Here is a 19,187-nt window from a genome sequence, read left to right on the forward strand (position 1 = left end):
TACGCTAATCGGCATGGGTGCCGTGAAGACCAAGCGGATGCCGCGTGCGGTCCGTGAGCAGCAGATGCTGGAAGCCGCCGTGCGGACCTTCGGCCGGCGCGGGTACATGGCCGCGTCGATGGACGAGATCGCCGAACTCGCCGGGGTGTCCAAGCCGTTGGTGTACCTGTACCTCAACTCCAAGGAAGACCTCTTCACCGCCTGTATCCGGCGTGAGGCGGCGGCCCTCACCGCGGCCGTCCGCGCGGGCGTGCGGCGCGACGCGCCCGCCGACCGCCAACTCTGGGAAGGGCTCCAGGCGTTCTTCACGCACACCGGGCAGAACCCGGACGGCTGGTCGGTGCTGCACCTCCAGGCCCGCACCCACGGCGAGCCCTTCGCCGGTGAGGTCGCCACGATGCGCGCGGAGATCGTCGCGTTCGTGACCCAGCTGATCCTCGCGGCGGCCCGGGAGGCGCACCGCGACCCGGACCTGCCCGAGCGTGAGGTCGCCGGGCTCGCCGAGGCGCTGGTGGGCGCCGCCGAGGCGCTCGCCGACTGGGCGAACGCCACCGGTGTGACGGCGAGGGAGGCGGCGGCCACCTTGATGAACTTCGCGTGGTCGGGCCTGGGCAACATGATGGCCGGCCGGCCCTGGACCCCGCCGGAGGCCACCGCTCAGCCCAGCGGCTGAACCCGGCCGGCCAGGTGCACGCGCCGCGCCGACCGGCCCCGCAGCTCGAACCGCTCGCCCTCGGCGGCGTAGGTCACCGTCCCCGGCAGCAGCACCGGCGCCCTGAACTCGGCCTCCACCAGGACCGCTTCGGCGGTGCCGTGCGCGGCGAGACAGCGGGCCACCGTCCACATGCCGTGCGCGATGGCGCGCGGAAAGCCGAACAGACGGGCGGTGAGGGGGTGCAGATGGATGGGGTTGCGGTCACCGGACGCGGCGCCGTAGCGCCGGCCGACATCCTCGGCGATGCGCCACTCGGCGACGTCGGGCAGCGGCTCGCGCTCCTCGGCCGCCGGTTCGGCGGCCGGCTGCCAGGTGGTGCGATGCCGGGCCAGATAGGTGCTCCGCGACTCCCATACGACCTCCCCGCCGGCCCGCAGCGCGGTGACCACGGCGGCCTGTGTACCGCGCCGGTGCGGTGTCAGCTCGTCGATGTGCACGGAGAGTTCGTACGCCGCGGTGGCCGCGAGGGCCCGGTAGCGGGTGACGGAGATCGAGGTGTGGACGAGCCCGAGCAGCGGCAGCGGGAAGTCCCTACGGCTCATCAGCCGCATCGCCAGCGGGAAGCCGAGCACATGCGGGTATGTCACCGGCAGGGCGTCCTCGCCGGTGGGGAAGCCGCACACCCTCTCGTAGGCGGCCAGCCGGGAGAGGTCGACGCGCAGGCCGGGCAGGACGAGCCGGGTGCGCGGGAACTCCGCGTCGGCGCTCGGGCGTTTGAAGGGTGACAGCAAGGCGCCCCGGGCGAGCAGCGGAGGCAGGGAAGGAGCACCGGTGAGGACGAGTGACATCAGGCCCCCAACAGGCTCTGGCCGCATACGCGTACGACCTGGCCGTTGACGGCCCCCGAGCCGGGATCGGCCAGCCAGGCGGTCGTCTCGGCGACGTCGGCGGGCAGCCCTCCTTGGGCGAGGGAGTTCATCCGGCGGCCCGCCTCCCGGATGAGGAGCGGGACCGCGGCGGTCATCTTCGTCTCGATGAAGCCCGGCGCGACGGCGTTCACCGTCACACCGTGCTCGGCGAGGGCGCGCGGCGCGAGGGAGCGCACCAGGCCGACGATGCCCGCCTTGCTCGCGCCGTAGTTGGTCTGCCCGGCGTTCCCGGCCAGTCCCGCGATCGACGCGGTCGCCACGATCCGGCCGCCCCGCCGCAGCGCTCCGCGCGCCAGCAGTGCGTCCGTCGTGCGCAGCACGCTCGCCAGGTTGACCTCCAGTACCGAACTCCACCGCTCGGCAGGCATGTTGGCCAGCCGGCGGTCCCGGGTGATCCCGGCATTGTGGACCAGGACGTCGAGTCCGTCGGGCAGCGCCCGCGCGATGCGCTCGCCCGCGTCGGCCGCGGTGATGTCGAGCGCGAGCGCGGTGCCGCCGAGCCGCTCGGCGACGCGCCGGGCGTCCTGTTCGGCCTGCGGTACGTCGAGGACGACGACCTGGGCGCCGTCCCTGGCCAGGGTCTCGGCGACCGCCTCGCCGATGCCGCGCGCGGCGCCGGTGACGAGGGCGGTGCGGCCGGCCAGCGGGCGGCCGGGATCGTCGGGTGCCGTCACCTCCCCGGCGCCGACCTCGATCACCTGCCCGCTGACGTAGGCGGACTTGGGGGAGAGCAGGAAACGCAGGGTCGACCCGGCGGTGTGCGCGTCCGTCAGCCGGACGAGGTTCACGGTGCGGCCCCGACCGATCTCCTTGCCGAGTGAGCGCGTGAAGCCCTCCAGGGCCTGCTGTACGGCGGCCTGGTGGTGGTCGGCGGGGTCCAGGGGCGCGCCGAGGACGACGATCCGGCCGCTCGGCGCCACCGACCGCACGACGGGATGCAGGGCCGCGTGCACCTCGGCGAGCGTCTCGACGTCCCGGACCCCGGTGGCGTCCAGGACGACGGCGGCCGGGTGCTCGGCGGAGGCCAGCAGGCCCAGGCCGCCGGCGGCGAGGTCGAGGCCGGACTTGCCGGCTGTGAGGAGCAGCCGTTCGCCCTCCGGCCCGGGCCGCTCGGGCGAGAAGCGTGCCAGCGGGGCCGGCTGGGGCAACCCCAGCCGGCGGGTGAGGAAGCGGCCGGGTGCGGTGCCGGTGAAGCTCAGATAGCGATCGGCCATAGGGGACTCCCAGTGCGCTCCGGAACTGACTCCGGAGTAAGGTTACCGGAGGTAAGTCCACAGTGGACGTGAGGAGTGGAGACAGATGAGCTCCCTGTTGGCCCCGGCGGTCCGGCGCGTCGCGATCATCGGCGGCACCCGCATCCCGTTCGCCCGCTCCGACGGCCCCTACGCCACCGCGTCCAACCAGGACATGCTCACGACCGTGCTCGACGGCCTGGTCGAGCGGTACGGGCTCACCGGTCCCGGCGCGGTCGGCGAGTTCGTCGCCGGGGCCGTCCTCAAGCACAGTCGGGACTTCAACCTCGCCCGCGAGAGCGTCCTCGGCTCGAAGCTGGACGCGCGTACGCCCGCCTACGACATCCAGCAGGCCTGCGGCACCGGACTCCAGGCCGTCGTCGCCGCCGCCAACAAGATCGCCCTCGGCCAGACCGAGTCGGCGATCGCGGGCGGCGCGGACACCGCGAGCGATGCGCCCCTCGGTGTCAACGACGAACTGCGCCGCATCCTCCTCCAGGCCCGGCGGGCCAAGTCGCCCGTCGGCCGGCTCAGGGCGCTGGCCGGCGTCCGGCCGTCCCACCTGATCCCCGACATCCCGCGCAACGCCGAACCGCGCACCCGGCTGTCCATGGGCGAGCACGCGGCCGTCACCGCCCGCGCCTGGGGCATCCCCCGCGAGGCCCAGGACGAGCTCGCGGCGACGAGCCATCAGCGGCTGGCGGCGGCGTACGAACGAGGGTTCTTCAAGGACCTCGTCGTGCCCTTCCGGGGCCTGGAGCGGGACCAGAACCTGCGTCCCGGCTCGACGCCGGAGAAACTCGCCGCGCTGAAGCCGGTGTTCGGCCTCGACCGTCCCGACCCCACGATGACGGCGGGCAATTCGACGCCGCTCACCGACGGGGCGGCGGTCGTGCTGCTGGCGAGCGAGGAGTGGGCCGCGGCGCGGGGTCTGGAGCCCCAGGCGTATCTCACCGCCTACGAGACGGCGGCCGTGGACTTCGTCCGGGGCGATGTCGCGGACGGCGAGGACGGACTGCTGATGGCACCGGCGCACGCGGTCCCCCGCATGCTTCGACGGGCGGGGCTCGACCTCACCGACTTCACGTTCGTCGAGATCCACGAGGCCTTCGCCAGCCAGGTCCTGGCCACCCTCGCGGCCTGGGAGCAGCGCGGGCTCGCACCCGTCGACCGGGCCCGGCTGAATATGGCGGGCTCGTCCCTGGCCACCGGTCACCCCTTCGCGGCGACCGGCGCACGGATCGTGGCGACCCTGGCCGGGCTGCTGGCCGAGCGGGGCGGTCCGGGACGCGGACTGATCTCGGTGTGCGCGGCGGGCGGACAGGGGGTGACGGCCGTCCTGGAGCGAAGGTAGGAGCGGGGTGAGGGGAAGCGGTGAGGGGAAGCGGTGAGGGGAAGTTGAGCACCCCTCACATAGCCCCCGACGTTGCACATACCCGGCTCCGGACTACCGCCGAACGCCCACAACGCCCACACGCGCACGCCGTACGATCGCCTCCCTAACCAGCGGTAACCCCTTTCCGCCGGCCTCCGCAGGTGAACGCCACGGTGCGCGAGGCACGTAATTCATGCAGCAAGCAGTTTCGTCGCTGCACGCCCGCCGCAGGAGTCGCCCGTGTCCACCCCGCTTCCCTCTTTCGCCCCCTCGGCCGCGTTCGACGACGCTCCCGGGCCCACGCTGGTGCGGCCCGAGACACGGAGGCTGGACGGGGCCGTACGGGAGGCGTACGTACCGCCGTTCGCGCCGCCCGTGACCCATGGGTCGCTCGCGGACCTGCCCTTCGACAACGCGAGCGCGGCGCCGGACGCGGTGGTCCTCAGCCGCCGGGGCGAGGACGGCCGGTGGGCGGACGTGACGGCGGCACAGTTCGCCGACCAGGTGGAGGCGGTGGCGAAGGGGCTGATCGCCGAGGGGCTGATGCCCGGCGACCGGATCGCCGTCATGGCCCGGACCCGCTACGAGTGGACGGTCCTCGACTTCGCCGCCTGGGCGGCCGGTCTGGTGACGGTGCCCGTGTACCCCACCTCCTCCGTCTTCCAGACCCGCTGGATCCTCCAGGACTCCGGCGCGGTGGCCCTGATCACGGAGAGCGGCGCCCAGGCAGCCGCGCTCGGCCCGGAGCTGGACCGGGTGCCCGACCTGCGCCACATGTGGGTGATGGACAAGGGCCATGTGGAACGCCTGGGCGAGCTGGGCGCCCAGCAGCCGGACGGGGAGGTGGACGTACGGCGCGGGATGCTGGCGCCGGACACGCTCGCGACGCTGATCTACACCTCCGGCACCACAGGCCGCCCCAAGGGCTGTGTGCTGACCCACGGCAACTTCTTCTCCGGGGTCGACAACGCCATCGAGCTCCTCTACCCGATCTTCAAGGCGCGGACCAGCGAAGAGGCGTCGGTGCTGCTCTTCCTGCCGATGTCGCACGTCTTCGGTCGCATGGTGGCGGTGGCCTGTGTCCGGGCCCGGGTGCGCCTCGGCCACGCGCCGAGCCTGAAGGCGGAAGACCTGCTCCCCGACCTGGCGGCGTTTCGCCCGACCTGTCTGCTCACCATCCCCTACATGCTGGAGAAGATCTTCAACTCCGCCCGCGCCAAGGCCGAGGCGGGCGGCCGCGCCTCGTCCTTCGACCGCGCCGCCTCGGTGGCCGAGCGCTACGGCGAGGCGCTGGAGGCCCGGCAGGCCGGCACGGGAGGCGGCCCGAGCGCGACCCTGAAGACCGCCCGCGCCCTCTACGACCCGCTCGTCTTCCGCCGCATCCGCAACGCGATGGGCGGCAGGGTGAAGTACGCGATCTGCGGCGGCTCACCGCTCGGCCGCCGGCTGGCCGCCTTCTACGCCGGCGCGGGCATCGAGATCTACGAGGGCTACGGCCTCACGGAGACGACCGGCGCGGCGACCATCACCCCGCCCTTGAAACCCCGCCTCGGCACCGTGGGCTGGCCGCTTCCCGGCACCCGGGTCCGGATCGCCGGGGACGGCGAGATCCTGCTCGGCGGCGAGCATGTGCTGCGCGGCTACTGGGATCCCGCGGCGGGCGGCGTGGTCCCGGCCACGGCCGACGGCTGGCTGCCGACCGGCGACATCGGCGAGCTCGACGACGAGGGCTACCTCACGATCACCGGCCGCAAGAAGGAGCTGCTGATCACCTCGGGCGGCAAGAGCGTGGCCCCGGCGCCCCTGGAGAACTGGCTGCGCTCGCACCCCCTGATCTCGCAAGTCCTCGTCCTCGGCGACCGCCGGCCCTACGTCTGCGCCCTGATCACCCTGGACATGGACGGCGTCAGCCACTGGCGCCGGATGAACGGCAGACACCCGGTCCCGGCGGAACTGCTGGTCGACGACGCCGAGTTGCGGGACATCCTGCAACGCGCGGTGGACGAGGCCAACAAGCTGGTGTCCAGGCCCGAGTCCATCCGCCGCTTCGCCGTCCTGCCCACGGACTTCACCGAGATGGCCGGGCATCTGACGCCGTCGATGAAACTGCGGCGGGACGCGGTCATGCGGGACTTCGCGGCCGAGGTGGAAGGGCTGTACGCGAAGTAGCCTCGCCGGCCACAACTGTTCATGTGATGCAAGTCACTTGGGTGGATGGAACTCGACGGCCCATGTCGGCGAACAGTGAGAGACCACGACATGGCTTTCGAGGGATACCGCATGAACCACAGAGGTGAGAGGTGACCGTGCTGTCGGACTCCGCGTCGGCGCCGGCCGCGACGGACTCCGACGGCTCGGTCATCGAACGGTCCTGGCGGACGCCCGACGCGTTCGCCGCGATCTTCGACCGTCACGCCGACGACATCCACCGCTACATCGCCCGGCGCCTGGGCACGGACACCGCCGACGACCTGATGGCGGAGACGTTCGTGATCGCGTTCCAGCGCCGTCACAGCTACGACCCGGCGCACACGCATGCCAGGCCCTGGCTGTACGGCATCGCCACCAACCTGATCGGCCGCCACCGCAGGGAGGAGGCCCGCCGGCTGCGGGCCCTGTCGCGCATGGCGGCCCTGCCCGCCGACCGGACGGCCGACGGCCCCGAGGCCGCGGTGGCCGCGGGGCTCGGCGCCGACGCGGCCCACGGCACGGTGGCCGGCGCGCTCGCCGCGCTGCCCGCCCGGTACCGGGACGTGCTGCTGGTCATCGCCTGGGGCGAACTCGACTACGCGGAGGCCGCGCAGGCCCTGGGCGTGCCCGTCGGCACCGTGCGCTCCCGTCTGCACCGGGCCCGCACCAAGCTGCAAAAGGCGCTGGGCGGACCGTCCGGCACGACGCCGACCGCGCCTCGGAAGGGGAACTGACCATGGATGAACTGACGTTGCTGCGTGACTGGGACGCCGACCGCACCGGCCCCTCCGAGGCGGCCCGCGCCACCGCCCGGGCCCGCCTCGACGCCGCCATGGCCGACGAGATCGGGCCGGTCGCGCTCAGGGGCGTCGCCTCCCGTGAATCCACCTCCCGGCACGGCTCACTGAGCCGACGGCTCGTGTTCCGTACGGCATTCGCCGGACTGGCCGCGGCGGCGGTGGGCGTCGCCGTCGTAGTGGCGGACGGTGAGGGTGACGGCGACGGCGGCAGGGAGAACGAGAACCCTCGTCTGCGTCTGAGCGCCGTGGAGGTGCTGCGCAGGGCGGCCGACCGCACCCGCTCCCTGGGCAGCGACCTGCCGGTGCCGCGCAACGACCAGTACTTCTACACCCGGACCCGGATCATGAGGACGCCGGTGAAGGGCGGAAAGACCAGGACCTGGACCGACGAGAGCTGGATGTCGGTGGACGGCTCCAAGCCGTCGAGGCGCCAGGAGCACGGGAAGGTCCACCACGACCCGCCGCTCGGCAAGCACGAGGTGCGCTGGCCGCCCACCGTCTACTCCAAGCTCCAGAAGATGCCGACGGACCCCGACGAGCTTCTGGACCGGCTCAGGTTCGGCCAAGAGGCTTCGGCCAAGGCCGACATGCACGCGTTCTTCGAGGGCTGCATGCTCATGATGGGGCCGCGGGTGATGCCGCCCGGCCTTCAGGCCGCCGCCTTCGAGGCGCTGTCGAAGCTCGAGCGGATCCGCATCGACCGCGACGCCGTGGACGTGGCCGGCCGGAGCGCGGTCGGCGTCTCGTACCCCAAGGCGGACTGGACCTTCCTGTTCGACCCCCGCACCTACGACTACTTGGGCCTGCGCACCAAGGGGAGCGTGCCCAAGAAGGTGGGCAAGGACGAATGGGTGCAGACCGGTTGGTACTGGGAGACCCGGACGCTTCAGGAGATCCAGGTGGTGGACCGTATCGGCCGGCACGACTGATCCCGCCGGGGGTGTCGACGGGCAGGACCTGGGCAGGAGGGGCGAAGAAGCCGTGTTCGAAGGCCCGGCGGGGGGTGCGGTCGCAAACGGTTGCCGTCTCGTTACGACAACTGCTTGACGTGACATGCCGTGGGCGCGTTGGCTACGCCACCGGGTAGCAAGGCCGCTCGTCCGCTCGGAAGGCACCGCAAGTGAACGCTCGTACCCCCCGCACGCCCCCCGCACGCCGTATGGGCATAGCCCTCGCGGCCACTGCCTCGGTCCTGTCGCTGACCGCCTGCGGTGTCATCGACGGCATCGGCGGCGGCGACAGCTCCGCCTCGCCGGAGAAGCGCGACGACATCACCGTGGGCCTCCTCCTGCCCGACAAGGACACGGCCCGGTTCGAGAAGTTCGACCACCCCCTGATCAAGAAGGAGGTCGCGGCCCTCACCCACGACAAGGGCAAGGTCGTGTACTCCAACGCCGGGGCCAGCCCGGACAAGCAGAGCCGGCAGTTCCAGCAGATGATCGCCGACCAGGTGGACGTGATCCTGGTGGACGCGGTGGATGCCAGAAGCATCGCGGCGGACGTACGGAAGGCCAAGGACGCGGGCATCCCGGTCATCGCCTACGACCGGCTCGCCGAGGGGCCGGTGGACGCGTACGTGTCCCACGACAACGAACTCGTCGGCGAGGTGCAGGGCCGCACGCTCGTCGAGGAACTCGGCTCCGGGCGGGGCGACGACAAGGTCGTCATGATGAACGGCGACCCGGCCGACCCCAACTCGGGCCGGTTCAAGAAGGGCGCCCTCGGCGAACTCGAGGGCCAGGTCGACATCGTCAAGAAGTACGACACCGACAAGTGGTCGCCCGAGGCCGCCGAGGCGAACATGCGCAAGGCGATCGCCTCCGTCGGTCTGGCGAACATCGCCGCCGTCTACTCGGCGAACGACGGCATGGCGGGGGCGGTCATCGAAGCGCTCAAGGACGCGGGCGCCACCACGATGCCGCCGGTGACCGGGCAGGACGCGAACCTGGACGCGGTGCAGCGGATCGTCGCGGGCGAGCAGTTCATGACCGTCTACAAGCCGTTCCGGCAGGAGGCGACCAACGCCGCGAGGATGGCCGTGTACAAGGTCCAGGAGCGCGACATCGAGTTCGACGCGCTGACCCAGGACTCGGTCGACAGCGGGTCCGCGAAGGGCATCCCGTCGCACCTGGTGCCGGTGGTCGCGGTCACGAACGCGAACATCGAGGAGACCGTGGTCCGCGACGGCGTCTACACCGTCAAGCAGATCTGCACCGCGGAGTACAAGGCGGACTGCGCGGCCATCGGCCTGGAATAGCCCACGACCCATGAGGCATGGCCCGTAGCCCATATCCCGTGCCACCGGCTGCCCTGGCCGCCGGTGGCCGCGGCGGCGGGGTGGCCGGAATCAGCCGGTGCCGTCGACGTGCTCGGCCCGCATCCGCCTGCGGCACTCCGCCACGAGGTCGGCGAACGCCCGGGCCGACGGGCTGAGCGCGTCCCAGCGGCGGACGGCCCAGCCGACGGGGAGCGGTCGCAGGGCGGGCAGCGGAATCAGCCGGAGGTCGCCGTCGCCCGGGACCGCCAGCCCCGGCAGCGCCGGCACCACCGCCCGCCCGACCCCGAGCTCGGCCAGCAGCAGCGCCGTGTCCCAGTCGGCGACGCTCGTGTCGTACGCCAACCGGACGCCCAACTCCGCGCAGGCCGCCTCCAGCTGTGCGGCCGAGGCGGAGTTCGGCGGCAGCCGGATCAGCCGTACGTCCGCCAGGTCGGCACCGACCTCGACATGCGGCCGCCGAGCCAGCGGATCGTCGGCCCGTACCGCAAGCACCCACGGCAGCTCCACCACCGGCCGCTGTTCGATGCCCCGCACCGGCGGGCCGAGGGTGATCCAGGCCAGGTCGAGGGTGCCGTCGGCCAGCGCGTCGAAGCTGCCCCGGCCGGAACTCACGGTGCGGAACTCCAGGTTGACCCGCGGATGCCGCCGGCGGTACGCGACGACCGCCTCCGACATGAAGTGCCGTACGGTCGTCGCCCCCGTGGCCACCCGCACATACCCGCTCTCGCCGTCCACGAGATCCCGCAGCCGCCGTATCGCCAGGTCCAGCCCGTTGATCCCCTCGGCGGCGGCCGTCTCCAGCACCCGTCCCGCCTGTGTGGGCACGACCCCGCGAGGCTGTCGCTCCAGCAGCGCGACCCCGGTCTCCCGCTCCAGCCGCTTCACATGCTGGCTCACCGCCGACTGCGTACAGCCCAGCTCCCGCGCCACCGCGCTCAGACTTCCGGCCCGGCACACGGCCACGAACACCCGCAGGTCATCAAGGGTCATGACCTCCAAGTTAATGCTTGGAGATCGCGACAAATCCCAAGGATTGACTGGGCTTTGCCCGATGGACGACGATTTTGACGGGCCCGGGCGGCAACCCGCTCCCCACCCCGCCGGAGTCCGGACCGGTGCGGGGGAGGGAGCGGGTGCCGACCCACTGTGCCGACTCACCCTGCCGGATCCCACCTTCCGTGCGCCGACGCCGAAAGGACGGCACGTGTCGACTCCCCTCGTCCGGGCGCGGTCCCTGCTGGAGGACCTCGGCGCCGCCACCCTCCCGCATCCCGGCGGCACCCTCCTCGCCCATCTGTGGCGCGTGCAGTCACGCCTCGCCGACTGGGGCGCCCGCCCGGCTCTGCGGCTCGCGGGCCTGTGCCATGCGTGCTACGGCACCGACGGCTTTCCGACGGCCCTGCTGCCCCTCGACCGCCGTGCCGAACTGGCCTGGGTCGTCGGCGCGGAGGCGGAGTCGACCGCTTCACGGGCCGTTCCCACACCCCGGACGCCAGGCTGCGCCGCGACCTGGCCGAGCTCACCGCCGCCAACGAACTCGACCTGGCCGACCACGACCCCGCCTTCCGTGCGCGGTACGGCCCCGGTCTGCTCGCCCTCTTCCACCGCTTCCGGCCGCTGTTGAGCGAGCCGGCCCGGACGGACTGTCTGAGCCTTGACTTCACAGGGCAGTCGCGCCACATTCGCATTTCTGACACACCGTCAGAGTGATCGGGCGGTCCAGGCGGGAGCGGCATCCATGACCACTGACGCGAACCCCTCACGAAGACACGTACTGGCCGCCGGGGCCGCGGGCACGGCCGCGGCCCTGGGTGCCGTCGGCGCGAGCCCGCAGCCCGCCCGGGCCGCCGACCTGCCCCTGCTCGGCACCTACGACGTCGTGGTCGTGGGCTCCGGCGCGGCCGGCATGACCGCCGCCCTCACCGCCGCCAAGCAGGGCCTGACCTGTGTCGTGCTGGAGAAGGCGGCCACCTTCGGCGGTTCGACCGCCCGGTCCGGGGCCGGGATCTGGATCCCCAACAACTCGGTGATCCTCGCGGCCGGTGTGCCGGACACGCCCGCGAAGGCCGCCGCCTACCTCGCCGCCGTGGTCGGCGCGGACGTCCCCGTCGAGCGACAGCGGGCCTTCCTCGACAACGGCCCGGCGATGCTCTCCTTCGTCATGGCCAACAGCCCGCTGCGGTTCCGCTGGATGGAGGGCTACAGCGACTACTACCCGGAGCTGCCCGGCGGCCTTGCAGGCGGCCGTTCCGTGGAGCCCGCCCAGCTGGACGGACACATCCTCGGCGCCGAACTGGCCCGCCTGAACCCGCCGTACATGCCCGTGCCGGCCGGCATGGTCGTCTTCAGCGCCGACTACAAGTGGCTGGCCCTGGCCGCGGTGAACGCGAAGGGGGCCGCCGTGGCGGCGGAGTGCCTCGCGCGGGGTACAGCCGCCGCCCTGCGCGGGGAGAAGCCGCTGACCATGGGGCAGTCCCTGGCGGCGGGCCTGCGCGCGGGCCTGCGGTCGGCGGGAGTTCCCGTATGGCTCGGCACGCCGCTCACCGACCTGTACGTCGAGAGCGGCGCCGTGGCCGGAGCGGTCGTCACCCGGGACGGCGGCCCCGCGCTGGTGCGGGCCCGCCGGGGGGTGATCGTCGGCTCGGGCGGCTTCGAGCACAACGCGGCGATGCGCGAGCACTACCAGCGCGCACCCATCGGCACGGACTGGACCGTGGGCGCGAAGGAGAACACCGGCGACGGCATCCGGGCGGGCCACCGCCTCGGCGCCGCACTCGGCCTCATGGACGACGCCTGGTGGGGCCCGGCGATCCCGCTCCCCGGCCAGCCGTACTTCTGCCTCGCCGAACGCACCCTGCCCGGCGGTCTGTTGGTCAACGCCGCCGGCGCCCGCTTCGTCAACGAGGCCGCCCCCTACAGCGACGTCGTCCACACCATGTACGACGTCCATGACACCAGCCCGGCCATCCCGTCCTGGCTGATCGTCGACCAGAACTACCGCAACCGGTATCTCTTCAAGGACGTCCTGCCCGCCCTGCCGCTGCCCGCCGGCTGGTACGACTCCGGCGCCGCGCACAGGGCCTGGACCCTGGACGCGCTCGCCCGCTCCATCGGCGTCCCGGCGGCGGCCCTGCGCACCACGGTGGACCGCTTCAACGCCCAGGCCCGGCACGGCAGGGACCCCGACTTCCACCGGGGCGACAGCGCCTACGACCACTACTACACCGACCCCGCCGTCCGCCCGAACTCCTGTCTCGCCCCGCTCTGGCTCCCGCCCTTCCACGCCTTCCGGATCGTCCCCGGCGACCTGGGCACCAAGGGCGGCCTCCAGACGGACGCCCGCGCCCGCGTCCTGCGGGAGGACGGCTCGGTGATCCGGGGCCTGTACGCCGCCGGCAACGCGAGCGCCGCGGTCATGGGCCACAGTTACGCGGGCGCCGGCTCGACGATCGGCCCGGCGATGACGTTCGGGTACATCGCGGCACGGGACATCGCCGGGGCTCCTCAGGACTAGGTCACGGCCCAGGGGTGCCGGATCAGGCGTCGGCGGCGGGTTTCCGGGCGAACAGGAACGCCTGGGGGGACGTCTCGTCGAGCGCCGGGTCGGCTTCGCGGACCGTGCGGGAGAGCAGGGTGAAACCGGCGGCCGTCAGCAGGTCGGCCATGTCCTGCGGCCGGCGCCGCTGGAAGGTGAGCGCGACCGGGTGCCCCCAGGGCCGGTCGTGGTGCCGGTGCTCCTCGCCGGCCTGGAACGCGACGAGCAGGGGCGCGCCGGGCGCCAGCACCCGGTGGCACTCGGCGAAGAGAGCGGGGAGTTTCTCCATGGGGGTGTGGATGGAGGAGTAGAAGGACATCGCCCCGGACAGGGCGCCGTCGGGGAGGTCCAGCTCCAGCATCGAGCCCTGCTCGAAGCGCAGCCGCGGGTTGTCGCGGCGGGCGATCGCGAGCATCGACTCCGACAGGTCGACCCCGAACACGGGCAGTCCCAGCGCCGCGAGGTGGGCCGTCGCCTCGCCGGGACCGCATCCGAGGTCGGCCACCGGGCCGTCGCCGTCGACGAGTTCGGCGAACAGCCCGAGCATCGCCCGCTCCAGGGGCCGTGTCATGAGCGCGTCCCGGAAGAGCGTCGCGTAGTCCTCGGCGATGGCGTCGTAGAAGGTGCGGGTGGTGGTCAGGAAGTCGGGTTCGGCCATGGGCCGGGACCCTAGCGAACCCCGTGGTGCGGGTGAGCCGGCCGGGCCCTACTCGCCGCTCTTCTCCTGCCCGCCCGCCCGGGTGCGGCCGGCGCCGATCGCGCTGCCGACGGCGATGCCCAGACTCATCCCCAGGGCGAGCCCGACCCCCATGTCGTCGAAGACGGTCATGCCGAGCACTATTCCGATGCTCGTACCGAAGGCGAGGCCGAGCGAGATCCCCGTCGCCTGGTTGTTCCGGGCGGAAGTGCCGCCGCCGTCCCCTTGGTTGTGCTCTTCCCCGTTGGTCATCCGGCGATTCTCCCACGGGGCCGCCTCATGCCACCCCCACCGCCCGCAGCACCGCCGTGGCCCCGGCGGCCCCCAGCACCACCACCGCGAACGGCGCCCGCCGCCACGCCAGCACGCCGCCGACCAGCACCCCGGCCGGCCGTGCCCACCCCGCGAAGCCACCGCCCTCGGTGAGCGCACCCGTGGCCAGCAGCGCCACCAGCAGCACGATCGCGCCCGCCGACAGCAGCTCCTGCACACGCGGCGAGAGCTCGACCCGCCCGTGCAGCACCGGCCCGACCAGGCGGAAGGCGTACGTGCCGACCGCGAGCGCCAGGATCATGGCCGCCGTCGCGCTCATGCCGTACGTCCCACGCCGTCGCGTCCGTACACCGCGAGCCCCGCCAGCGCCACCAGCACCGGCACGCCCGCCGGGACGGCCGGTGTGACCAGCAGGGCCAGTCCGGCGCCGAGCAGCGCACAACGCCGTACGGCAGGGCCCTCGCGCAGGGCGGGCAGCACCAGGGCGACCAGGACGGCGGGGAAGGCCGCGTCCAGACCGTAGTCGGCGGTGTCACCCATCGCGCCGCCGGCCAGCGCACCGGCCAGGACGCCCAGGTTCCACACGGCGAACAGCCCGAGTCCGGAGATCCAGAACGCGGCCCGCCGCCGCGCCGGGTCCGGCTGGGCGAGGGCGAAGGCCACCGTCTCGTCGGTGACGAGGTGGGCGCCGAGGAAGCGGGCGAGCCGGCCGCGGCCGATGATGTCGGCCACGGCGAGGCTGAACGCGGCCGTGCGCGTGTTCAGCAGCAGCCCGGTGGCCGCCGCCGCGAACGGGCCGCCCCCGGCCAGCAGCACGCCGACCGCGCTGAACTGCGCCGAGCCGGCGTACACGACCAGGGACATCGCCACCGGCACCCACACCGGCAGCCCGCCCGCCACGGAGATCGCGCCGAAGGAGACGCCGACGACGCCGCTCGCCAGCCAGACGAGTGAGCTGTCGCGCACCAGGGGTGTCATCATGGGTGTTCGGAGAAGCGAACGCATGTTTCCCAGAATGAACAACGCGCGTCCGTTCGTCAAGGCGAACGATTGGACCGGCGTAGCGAACGGCAGGAGTGACTGCATGAGCGAGCCCCTCACCTGGATCGCGGCCTCCCTGCGCCGCGAGCGCACCCGGGCCGGCCTGTCCCTCTCCGAGCTGGCCAAACGGGCCGGGATCGCGAAGTCCACGCTCTCCCAACTGGAGGCGGGCGGCGGAAACCCCAGTGTGGAGACCCTGTGGGCCCTGGGAGTCGCGCTCGGCGTGCCGTTCAGCGCGCTCGTGGAACCGCCCGCGCCCCCGGTGCAGGTGATCCGCGCGGGTGAGGGGCCCACCGTCGCCTCCGAGCGGGCGGACTACGTGGCCACCCTGCTCTCGGCCAGCCCGCCCGGCGCTCGCCGGGACATCTACTGCCTGCGCGCCGAACCCGGGCCCGCCCGGGAATCCGAGCCGCACATCCCGGGATCCGTGGAGCATCTGATCGTCAGCACGGGCCGGGTGAAGGCGGGGCCGCGCGGGGAAGCCGTGGAGCTGGGGCCGGGGGACTACATGACGTATCGCGGGGATGTGCCGCACGCGTACGAGGCGCTGCTGCCCGGGACGACGTTCGTGCTGATCATGCAGCACGTGTGAGAGGCGCGCGCGTATGAAAGGCGCGAGGGGGAAAGGCAGGAGCCCCGTCGCCTTGCGGCGCGGGGCTCCTTGGGTACTGCTATCTGTTCCGGATCAAAGCACCAGGCTCCGAGACCGAAGACTCAGACCGGGGTGACGTTCTCCGCCTGCGGACCCTTCGGGCCCTGCGTCACGTCGAAGGAGACCTGCTGGTTCTCCTCCAGCGAACGGAAACCGCTCGCGTTGATCGCGGAGTAGTGAACGAAGACGTCGGGGCCGCCGCCTTCCTGGGCGATGAAGCCAAAGCCCTTTTCGGCGTTGAACCACTTCACGGTTCCGGTAGCCATAAGCCCTCCTTGGGCCCAAAGGGTTGCCCTGCTCCAGAACCCTGCAAGTGTGAAAACAAGATGCCGCACAACTGCATACGTCTGAAAACGACGAGAGCCCGCGGTCACATGCTCCGCAGGCTCTGTACTGCAAGGGAAACCAAACTGCAACTTGCGGCGAGCCTAGCACGCGGGCAGCCGAAAGCAATAGAGGTCAAGATCACGTCACCCGGACGTTTGAAAAATTCGTGTCGGGTTGACGTGATGCGGGGCTACGGGAAGAGGGCCACAATCCGACACTCGGGTGACGGCAGGATGTGACGCGGGTGTCACGCCCCTGAGGGCTGCACGCTACCCCATGGGGTCTAGTCTCGCGATGTGGACAATTCTCGCACCCGCCCCCGCGTGGGCCACATCCAGTTCCTCAACTGCCTGCCCCTGTACTGGGGGCTCGCGAGAACGGGCACGCTGCTCGACTTCGAGCTCACCAAGGACACCCCGGAGAAGCTCAGCGAGCAGCTGGTGCTCGGCAGCCTCGACATCGGACCGATCACCCTCGTCGAGTTCCTGCGCAACGCCGACGACCTGGTCGCCTTCCCCGACATCGCGGTCGGCTGCGACGGCCCCGTGATGTCCTGCGTGATCGTCTCGCAGGTCCCGCTGGACGAGCTGGACGGCGCCCGGGTCGCCCTCGGCTCGACCTCGCGCACCTCGGTCCGCCTGGCCCAGCTGCTGCTCGCCGAGCGCTACGGCGTGCGGCCCGACTACTACACCTGCCCGCCCGACCTCAGCGTGATGATGCAGGAGGCGGAGGCGGCCGTACTCATCGGGGACGCGGCGCTGCGGGCCAACCTCCTGGACGGGCCGCGCTACGGCCTCCAGGTGCACGACCTCGGCGCGCTCTGGAAGGAGTGGACCGGTCTGCCCTTCGTCTTCGCCGTCTGGGCGGCGCGCCGGGACTACCTGGAGCGCGAGCCGCACATCACGCGCAAGGTCCACGAGGCCTTCCTCGCCTCCCGCAACCTCTCCCTGGAGGAGGTCGCCAAGGTCGCCGAGCAGGCGGCCCGCTGGGAGGCCTTCGACGAGCGGATCCTGGAGCGGTACTTCACGACCCTCGACTTCCGCTTCGGCGGTCCCCAGTTGGAGGCGGTCGCGGAGTTCGCCCGGCGGGTCGGGCCGACGACGGGATTCCCCGCGGACGTGAAGGTCGAACTGCTGCGGCCGTAACCTGCTGAAGAGTCCAACGGGGGATCCGTCGGGGGAGGGTGGACGCCATGCAGCCGCTGGGAGTGGACGAGCCGACCGTCGTCGGACCGTACCGGCTGCTCGGCCGGCTCGGCTCCGGCGGCATGGGCCGGGTGTACCTGGGGCGCAGCGCGGGCGGACGCACCGTCGCCGTCAAGATGGTGCACCCGCACTTCGCGCTCGACGAGGAGTTCCGGGCCCGGTTCCGCCGGGAGGTGGACGCGGCGCGTCGGGTGGGGGGTGCCTGGACGGCCCCGGTGCTGGACGCCGACCCGGAGGCCACGGTGCCGTGGGTAGCCACGGCCTATGCGGCGGGTCCCTCGCTGACGGCGGCGGTGACGGACTCGGACGGCCCGCTGCCGGCCCACACCGTACGGGTGCTGGGGGCCGGGCTCGCCGAGGCGCTGGCGGCGGTGCACGAGCTGGGTCTGGTGCACCGGGACGTGAAGCCGTCCAACGTGCTGCTGACGCTGGACGGCCCGCTGCTGATCGACTTCGGCATCGCCCGGGCCACGGACGGCACGGCGTCCCTGACGTCGTCCGGCGTCTCGATCGGGTCACCCGGCTACATGTCGCCCGAGCAGATCCTCGGCCACGGCGTCGCCGGAGCGGCGGACGTCTTCTCGCTGGGCGCGGTGCTGGCGTACGCGGCGACCGGCCGGCCGCCGTTCCCGGGGGACTCATCGGCGGCGCTGCTCTACAAGGTCGTCCACGAGGAGCCCGAACTCGACTCGCTGGACGGTGAGATACGGGAACTGGTGGCGTCCTGCCTGGCCAAGGAGCCCGGTGCGCGGCCCGCTCCGGGCGAGGTGGCACGCCGGCTGGCTCCGGACGGGGCCGCCCGTTCGGTGGCGGGCGGATGGCTGCCGGGCGCGCTGGTCGAGCAGGTCAGCCGGAGTGCGGTACAGCTGCTGAACCTGGAGGCGGCACAGGACGTGCCGTCGGGGCCGGTGGGGTTCACCCGGCCTTCGGTGGGGGCCGGGGCCGGGGACGGGCCGGCCGCCGGGGGAGTCGCGGATGCGTCCGGGGCGAGCGCGGCTGGTGCCGGGGACGGGACGACCGGCTGGGGCGGCGGGAACGGGACTACCGGCGGGGTTGGCGGGAACGGGAACGGGACTGCCGGCGGGGGTGGCGGGAACGGGAACGGGACTGCCGGCGGGGGTGGCGGGAGCGGGACGGCCACCGCGGGCGCCGCGGCCGGGGGGACCGCCGGCGGTGCCGGGAACGGGGCGACCTTCGGGGGCGACGCCGCTGGGCGTGGCACGGTCGGGGAGTTCGGGCCGCCGCCGGTGATGCCGGCAGCGGCATCCGGGTCGGCACCCGCGCACGCGTCGTCCGCCGCCGGGCTCCCGTCCCTGCCCGGGCCCGAACCCCGGGACGCCCGGCCGCAGGACGCGGTACCGGCGTCCGGTGACCGGCCGGGCAGGCTCACCCTGTCCGTCGCGGCGGCCTCGACGCCGGGGGACGGCGGGCGCGGGCGCAGGATGAGCTGCACCGTCGCGCTCGCGGTGGCGGGGGCGCTGGCGGCGGTGACCGTGGGGACCGTGTTCGTGTTCGAGCTGCTGCCCGGCCGGGACCGGGACACCAGCGCCGGTTCCGACGCCGCCTCCTCCGAAGCGCCGGGCGCGGAAGCCCCCACGCCGACGGGCCCCGCCGGGGACGGCGTCCCGGCCCGTTACCTCGGTACGTGGGAGGGCAAGGCCAGTGCCCTGAACGGTGCGCTGCCGGCGGGCACCTTCCGGCTCACCGTGCGCGAGGCCGACGTGGGTGAGGAGGTGGGCACACTCCGGCAGACCGACCTGCTGGGCGGCGTCTGCAACGACGTACTGACCCTGAAGAAGGCGTCGGCGAAGGAGCTCGTCGTGACGTCCGTGGGCAGGACGACCAACCACAAGGGCTGCAACCCGGCCCCGCACACCGTCCGGATCACTCCGCGGGGCGACGACCTGGTGTACCGCTCGGAGAGCGACGCGGAGGGCAACCCCGAGGCACGGCTGTCGAAGGCCGAGTAGGGAGCAGCGGGGACCAGTGGGCAACAGC

18 protein-coding genes and 1 pseudogene are annotated in these 19,187 nt (G+C 72.7%); 11 read left to right on the forward strand and 8 right to left on the reverse strand.

The window, feature by feature from the left end; genetic code table 11:
* The first annotated feature begins 13 nt into the window (after positions 1–13).
* The gene (locus ACHBTE_RS04855; RefSeq protein WP_394722105.1) at positions 14–673 is read left to right on the forward strand and encodes a TetR/AcrR family transcriptional regulator; all 660 of its coding nucleotides are present in this window, start codon (positions 14–16) and stop codon (positions 671–673) included.
* On the opposite strand, the gene ACHBTE_RS04860 is transcribed toward ACHBTE_RS04855, so the two are convergent.
* Positions 658–1,503, reverse strand: a complete 846-nt coding sequence (locus ACHBTE_RS04860; protein WP_394722106.1) for a MaoC family dehydratase — start codon at positions 1,501–1,503, stop codon at positions 658–660. The genes ACHBTE_RS04855 and ACHBTE_RS04860 overlap by 16 nt on opposite strands.
* Positions 1,503–2,798 (reverse strand): 3-oxoacyl-ACP reductase, encoded by a 1,296-nt coding sequence (locus tag ACHBTE_RS04865; RefSeq protein WP_394722107.1) that lies wholly within the window; start codon positions 2,796–2,798, stop codon positions 1,503–1,505. The genes ACHBTE_RS04860 and ACHBTE_RS04865 overlap by 1 nt, the downstream gene beginning before the upstream one ends.
* Positions 2,799–2,883: 85 nt before the next feature.
* Between ACHBTE_RS04865 and ACHBTE_RS04870 the strand changes: the two genes are divergently transcribed.
* The 5 genes from ACHBTE_RS04870 to ACHBTE_RS04890 all read left to right on the forward strand — a co-directional run bounded on the left by ACHBTE_RS04870 (position 2,884) and on the right by ACHBTE_RS04890 (position 9,438).
* Positions 2,884–4,170 carry an acetyl-CoA C-acetyltransferase gene (locus ACHBTE_RS04870; RefSeq protein ID WP_394722109.1) on the forward strand — a complete coding sequence of 429 codons (1,287 nt, stop codon included), beginning with the start codon at positions 2,884–2,886 and terminating at the stop codon, positions 4,168–4,170.
* Between the two features lie 261 nt (positions 4,171–4,431).
* Positions 4,432–6,360, forward strand: a complete 1,929-nt coding sequence (locus ACHBTE_RS04875) for an AMP-dependent synthetase/ligase (RefSeq protein WP_394722110.1) — start codon at positions 4,432–4,434, stop codon at positions 6,358–6,360.
* Between the two features lie 131 nt (positions 6,361–6,491).
* On the forward strand, positions 6,492–7,115 hold the full coding sequence (locus ACHBTE_RS04880) for an RNA polymerase sigma factor (RefSeq protein WP_394722111.1): 624 nt from the start codon (positions 6,492–6,494) through the stop codon (positions 7,113–7,115).
* A gap of 2 nt (positions 7,116–7,117) precedes the next feature.
* Entirely contained in the window at positions 7,118–8,110 is a 993-nt protein-coding gene (locus ACHBTE_RS04885; RefSeq protein ID WP_394722112.1) for a CU044_5270 family protein, read from the forward strand.
* 191 nt (positions 8,111–8,301) lie between these two features.
* The gene (locus tag ACHBTE_RS04890; RefSeq protein WP_394722114.1) at positions 8,302–9,438 is read left to right on the forward strand and encodes a sugar ABC transporter substrate-binding protein; all 1,137 of its coding nucleotides are present in this window, start codon (positions 8,302–8,304) and stop codon (positions 9,436–9,438) included.
* Between the two features lie 90 nt (positions 9,439–9,528).
* Here the strand turns inward: ACHBTE_RS04890 and ACHBTE_RS04895 are convergent, their stop codons facing one another.
* Positions 9,529–10,449 carry a LysR family transcriptional regulator gene (locus ACHBTE_RS04895; protein ID WP_394722115.1) on the reverse strand — a complete coding sequence of 307 codons (921 nt, stop codon included), beginning with the start codon at positions 10,447–10,449 and terminating at the stop codon, positions 9,529–9,531.
* Positions 10,450–10,663: 214 nt separating this feature from the next.
* Here ACHBTE_RS04895 and ACHBTE_RS04900 point away from each other — a divergent pair.
* Positions 10,664–11,169 (forward strand): annotated as a pseudogene (locus ACHBTE_RS04900) (DUF6817 domain-containing protein).
* Between the two features lie 28 nt (positions 11,170–11,197).
* Positions 11,198–12,973, forward strand: a complete 1,776-nt coding sequence (kstD, locus tag ACHBTE_RS04905; RefSeq protein WP_394722116.1) for a 3-oxosteroid 1-dehydrogenase — start codon at positions 11,198–11,200, stop codon at positions 12,971–12,973.
* Between the two features lie 22 nt (positions 12,974–12,995).
* On the opposite strand, the gene ACHBTE_RS04910 is transcribed toward kstD, so the two are convergent.
* Genes ACHBTE_RS04910 through ACHBTE_RS04925 form a run of 4 tightly spaced genes read right to left on the reverse strand, consistent with a single transcriptional unit; the run spans position 12,996 to position 14,969 of the window.
* A complete protein-coding gene (locus ACHBTE_RS04910) occupies positions 12,996–13,652 on the reverse strand; it encodes a class I SAM-dependent methyltransferase (RefSeq protein ID WP_394722117.1) in 657 nt (218 codons plus the stop codon).
* A 48-nt stretch (positions 13,653–13,700) separates the two neighbouring features.
* Positions 13,701–13,943 carry a hypothetical protein gene (locus ACHBTE_RS04915; RefSeq protein ID WP_394722118.1) on the reverse strand — a complete coding sequence of 81 codons (243 nt, stop codon included), beginning with the start codon at positions 13,941–13,943 and terminating at the stop codon, positions 13,701–13,703.
* Between the two features lie 25 nt (positions 13,944–13,968).
* Positions 13,969–14,283: an AzlD domain-containing protein gene (locus ACHBTE_RS04920; protein WP_394722120.1), complete on the reverse strand. Its 315-nt coding sequence runs from the start codon at positions 14,281–14,283 to the stop codon at positions 13,969–13,971.
* A complete protein-coding gene (locus ACHBTE_RS04925; RefSeq protein ID WP_394722121.1) occupies positions 14,280–14,969 on the reverse strand; it encodes an AzlC family ABC transporter permease in 690 nt (229 codons plus the stop codon). Before ACHBTE_RS04925 ends, ACHBTE_RS04920 begins: the two co-directional genes overlap by 4 nt.
* A gap of 79 nt (positions 14,970–15,048) precedes the next feature.
* Here ACHBTE_RS04925 and ACHBTE_RS04930 point away from each other — a divergent pair, with 79 nt between their 5' ends.
* The gene (locus ACHBTE_RS04930) at positions 15,049–15,597 is read left to right on the forward strand and encodes a helix-turn-helix domain-containing protein (RefSeq protein ID WP_394722122.1); all 549 of its coding nucleotides are present in this window, start codon (positions 15,049–15,051) and stop codon (positions 15,595–15,597) included.
* Between the two features lie 122 nt (positions 15,598–15,719).
* On the opposite strand, the gene ACHBTE_RS04935 is transcribed toward ACHBTE_RS04930, so the two are convergent.
* On the reverse strand, positions 15,720–15,923 hold the full coding sequence (locus ACHBTE_RS04935) for a cold-shock protein (protein ID WP_003992177.1): 204 nt from the start codon (positions 15,921–15,923) through the stop codon (positions 15,720–15,722).
* Between the two features lie 357 nt (positions 15,924–16,280).
* Here ACHBTE_RS04935 and ACHBTE_RS04940 point away from each other — a divergent pair, with 357 nt between their 5' ends.
* Both ACHBTE_RS04940 and ACHBTE_RS04945 read left to right on the forward strand, forming a co-directional pair.
* Complete coding sequence (locus ACHBTE_RS04940) at positions 16,281–17,129, forward strand: menaquinone biosynthetic enzyme MqnA/MqnD family protein (protein WP_394722125.1); 849 nt, start codon at positions 16,281–16,283, stop codon at positions 17,127–17,129.
* A 47-nt stretch (positions 17,130–17,176) separates the two neighbouring features.
* A complete protein-coding gene (locus ACHBTE_RS04945; RefSeq protein WP_394722127.1) occupies positions 17,177–19,159 on the forward strand; it encodes a serine/threonine-protein kinase in 1,983 nt (660 codons plus the stop codon).
* The last annotated feature ends 28 nt before the right edge of the window (positions 19,160–19,187 follow it).

Origin of the sequence: Streptomyces sp. M41 (genome assembly GCF_043673425.1) — a bacterium.
Lineage (GTDB): Bacteria > Actinomycetota > Actinomycetes > Streptomycetales > Streptomycetaceae > Streptomyces.